We start from the raw sequence: 4,322 nt of genomic DNA, 5'->3' as shown, positions 1-4,322 counted from the left end.
GCGTTGAGGCTGTAGAAAAACCCCGAAATCACCGCTTCGGTTTGGTAGGATCAGGCAAACGGACAAGGAGTCGTTGGCATGCCCCGCTTCAAGCATTACAACTACGACCAGGATGCCATGGTCGTGATCAACTACCAGGAACAGCTTCAACCCGGCACCTTTGAACACGCGGTGCACTACCTGATCGAACACAAGCTGGACCTGTCGGTGTTCCACCCCAAGTACCGCAACGAAGACACCGGCCGGCTGGCTTACGATCCGGCCATCCTGCTGAAGATCATCCTGTTTGCCTACTCCAAAGGCATCACCTCCAGCCGTGAGATGCAGTGGTGCTGCGAGACCAACATCATCTTCAAGGCACTATCCTGCGATACCGTTCCTCACTTCACGACATTGGCCAAGTTTGTCAGCAGCCATTCCGGCGAGATTGAAGAGCTGTTCGAGCAGGTACTGCTGGTGTGCCATGAACAGGGTCTTCTGGGCAACGAACTCTTTGCTATCGACGGCTGCAAGATGTCCTCCAACGCCGCCAAGGAATGGTCGGGCACCTTTAAAGAGTTGGGTGAGAAACGAGAGAAACTGCGACGACTGATCCGTCACCACTTGAAGGAGCATTACGAGCGGGATGAGGCGGAAACTGAGGCCGAACTGGATCGGGATATCCGTCGGGCGAACACCATCCTCTCGCTGGATGAAGCCATGAACAAAGTGGACCGCTTCCTAAAGACGAACCGCCCAAGGATGGGCCGGGGAAAGCGGAGCAAGGAAGTGAAGAGCAACCTGACGGATAACGAAAGCGCCAAGATGACCACCAGCAAGGGCACGATCCAGGGCTATAACGGCGTGGCCACGGTGGACAAGAAACACCAGGTGATCATTGATGCCCAGGCCTTTGGCGAAGGCCAGGAACACCACACTCTACAGCCGGTACTGGAAACCGTCGAAGCCCGTTACAAAAAGCTGGGCATCGCCGAGAGCATCTACCAACAAGGCACGGTCGTCACCGCCGACACCGGCTTCGCCAACGAAGCCAATATGAAGTATCTGCACGAACGGCAGATCAACGGCTACGTGCCAGACAACCGGTTCCGCAGCCGGGATCCGAAGTTCCAGAACCAGAAAGACAAGTACGGCAAACGCCATCAGAATTTGCCGGATACAGGCTGGAAGAAAACCATCCCGGCCAGTGAATTCCAGTTCGATCCAGTGAACCTGACGTGCATCTGCCCGGCGGGTAACGCCATTAGTTATCAGGGCACACGCGAAGCCGAGAATGGCAAAATCCGGGTGCACTTCGAAGGGCGTTTGCTGCAATGCCGACACTGCCCCAAGAAGCATCAATGTATGCAGAATCCGGCCTCCGCCGACCACCGAAAAGGCTCTGGCAGGCAAGTCTCGTTCACCATCGAGAACAAGCGCCTGCCCAACTACACCGACTGGATGAAGCACCGAGTGGATAGCCCGCAGGGCAAGGAAATCTACAGTCATCGCATGTCAGTGGTCGAGCCGGTGTTCGGCAATATTGGTACCACGAAGCGGCTGAACCGCTTCAGCCTGAGAGGTAAGAAGAAGGTACAGGGCCAGTGGCAGCTATACTGCCTAGTGCACAATATTGAGAAGCTGGCGAATTACGGGCGGTTAGCCGCGTGATGCAGGGACCAGAAGAGCCGGAAATGGGGCTTCTGGAAGTCAGCAATACCGGCGCTGGCAGCGCCAAATCGGCCGAAACTAATGGCTGAACAGCGGAGTCGCGATCATCGGCTAGCGGATGGCCGCTACAAAAATTTTAGGAACCAGGCGCTGGGGACGGCTCGAAATCGAGTTTTTCTACAGCCTCGTTAGGGCCATCAAAGTTGGAAGCTTATGAGTTATATTGATTCTTACGATCACGAATATATTGGATCATTAGGATATCTTCCTATTTATCGTCCGCTCCAAGTTATTGAGGGAGATAAATGGGGTGGCTATGACTTTAGTGCTACTCCAGATAATCTTATTCTTGGTGGCGGTAGTGGTGAACACCCCGGTCTTGTTGTTCATAAGCTTGGAAGCCTAGCGGCTAAATTTTTATACGATCAAATTTCAGACGAAGAAGAGGAGTCCGTTCCTAAAGAGGATATGGATTATGTTATTGATCAGTGCTATGCAGACGATATTCTTGAGTTCTGTAGTTGGTCTATAAGACAGTACGCCAGCCTTAAAGAAATGGCAGAATCAATAACCTTCACTACTCCTTTGGGTGAAGATGAGGAAGTTGAAGAATGGCTATGCAAATCGCTTGGCGAGCTGATCTATTTCTCTCTTTTCGAACTAAACCCTGAGCATAATAAGCTAAAAGGTATCTTTGGTCGCTTTGAGATTCAGGCTTCAATGCAAAATATCGCATGTGTTCCCCCAGGTTATCCTAGGTGTGGTGGTCGTAGAGTAGAGAACGGTGAATTAAAATGGGGGTTGCATCGTTGGCCAGTCAAGCCCTAACAATCGGCTGCACGGCGACCGATTTTCCGCCGCTTTGCGGCTCCAAACCGGCGCGTGAGCCGGGCGTTATGTGCTTAAGGAGAAGCAATTTGGACATTAGGGATCTACCCTTTGGGATTACTGACTGGTCTGAAGTTGAGAAGACCGAACACACAGGTGAACAGGGAGTTGCTTATTGGCAGACCCGCACATTCGGCGATATCCGGGTTCGTATGGTCGAGTACAGTCCCGGCTATCTGGCCGATCATTGGTGCGCCAAAGGGCACATTCTGCTCTGCCTGGAAGGTGAGCTCCACACTGAGTTAAAGGACGGGCGTTGCTTTGTTCTCCAGCCGGGTTCGAGCTATCAGGTGGCGGACAACGCTGAGCTTCATCGGTCCTCGACCGAGCGGGGCGCAAAGCTCTTCGTCGTGGATTGAAAATCACATAATCAGGCCATGCACCGGATGCCATAACCTGCGCATCGTCCGTATTCGTGATGCACACGGATGGGGGGCGTTAAGAGGCCATAGAAAAGTATGCGGATCACCAAAACAGGGATAGTTCTCTGCTCTCTTTACCTGGTTGCTTCACTTGGCTGCGTGGTTTGGGCGCAATTCATCAGCGATCCAAAAGGAAAACATATTATTTTGCAGATGCCGGTTGTGCTGCAGCATGGGCTGCTCTTGGCGTTCGATGCAACTCACATACTTAGGAATATGAGTTGGGCAGGGCTGTATCTCTTTCTTGGCGTTCCCATACTGGGTTCTCTGATCTTGGTGGGAAGCCTCGCCGAGTCCAGTGCCGCTAGAATATGTTCAGGTGCTTCGGCTCTTAACAAGTCGCAGCAGTTCACGGTCGATGGCCGCCGGACGCTACTGTTGTGGCGCGGCAATGAGTTGTCTTCTGAACAACAGTCGGAAAATGGCAGGCTTATAAACCATGTCAAAGTATATGGTGGGCCTACGGTAAACGGTGGCAAACCGTATTCAAAAACATAACCAGGCCACTCACATCGACGGCTACTGCATTGAGGCTTCGCCTTCATTTCGTAGCCGTGCATGCTGAGCGGCGTTATGTGGCAGTTCGTGAAGAGATTTGAATGGCCAAAAATTTGACCGAAGCGAAGGAAAAGCTTTTAAGCACGGAGTACCCGCGTTGGCGGAATCTGCTGTCTTGCGCGATTCTCGTGCTTCTCATCACGGGTATGGTTTCGGGGTGGTGGTATGCCTATTACACAGCCTCTGACATAGAGTGCCACCAAGGCATTTTGTATTTCTCAGCTGTGTGGCTGGCTGTGCAATGGGTGGTCATTGGCTATTTATACTGCTATCAAAATATTCCCGCGTTTGCTCGGGGAGCAATCAAATTGCTGATATTGCTTGGTAATGTATGGTTTGGGCTTTTCATTTTTTCGCTTCAACCATGTGCCTCGTAGATCAAGCACATAACCATTGGGGGAAGTCCACGCCAAAAGCGTACCGCTTTTGGTTCCCTCCGCTGGCGCTCCGGCGCCGGTTACCTCAGCTACATGGACTCCCCCTGCGGTCAAGCAACGCCATTTGAATCCGAAGCGGTTTGAGACTGCAGCTCTACATTCGGCCTCTTTGTGGGCACTTCTGCCCGGGCCAGGATGATGATGCGTGTGAGCGATGGCCTCATTCGTTAGTCGGCTTTTGACAGCCGCTGAGCTAAACAGGCTCTATCACTCTCGGTCTGACCGTTCCGTCATCGCTTGCCGTTGCAAGACTCGGCTGGCAGGCGTGTTCTGCCTGTCGTTGTTGCTCGGTTATCAGCCCGACACGGGCTGTGTTTTAAACTCTGTCTGGTTCATCAGTAGTGCCCAGATAATTCGGGCATTTTTT

At 52.4% G+C, this 4,322-nt stretch carries 5 protein-coding genes; all 5 read left to right on the top strand.

Annotated elements, in window-relative coordinates; translation table 11 throughout:
- Positions 1-78: 78 nt before the first annotated feature.
- The 5 genes from ACJO3M_RS16165 to ACJO3M_RS16145 all read left to right on the top strand — a co-directional run bounded on the left by ACJO3M_RS16165 (position 79) and on the right by ACJO3M_RS16145 (position 3,895).
- Complete coding sequence (locus ACJO3M_RS16165) at positions 79-1,650, top strand: transposase (RefSeq protein ID WP_406999717.1); 1,572 nt, start codon at positions 79-81, stop codon at positions 1,648-1,650.
- A gap of 213 nt (positions 1,651-1,863) precedes the next feature.
- Entirely contained in the window at positions 1,864-2,478 is a 615-nt protein-coding gene (locus ACJO3M_RS16160) for a hypothetical protein (RefSeq protein ID WP_407002419.1), read from the top strand.
- A gap of 89 nt (positions 2,479-2,567) precedes the next feature.
- The gene (locus ACJO3M_RS16155) at positions 2,568-2,897 is read left to right on the top strand and encodes a DHCW motif cupin fold protein (RefSeq protein ID WP_407002418.1); all 330 of its coding nucleotides are present in this window, start codon (positions 2,568-2,570) and stop codon (positions 2,895-2,897) included.
- A 99-nt stretch (positions 2,898-2,996) separates the two neighbouring features.
- Positions 2,997-3,458: a hypothetical protein gene (locus ACJO3M_RS16150; protein ID WP_407002417.1), complete on the top strand. Its 462-nt coding sequence runs from the start codon at positions 2,997-2,999 to the stop codon at positions 3,456-3,458.
- A 101-nt stretch (positions 3,459-3,559) separates the two neighbouring features.
- A complete protein-coding gene (locus ACJO3M_RS16145) occupies positions 3,560-3,895 on the top strand; it encodes a hypothetical protein (RefSeq protein WP_407002416.1) in 336 nt (111 codons plus the stop codon).
- The last annotated feature ends 427 nt before the right edge of the window (positions 3,896-4,322 follow it).

Source organism: Marinobacter alkalisoli (genome assembly GCF_045449795.1).
Classification (GTDB): Bacteria; Pseudomonadota; Gammaproteobacteria; order Pseudomonadales; family Oleiphilaceae; genus Marinobacter.
This window is presented reverse-complemented; position numbering and strand designations above follow the sequence as displayed.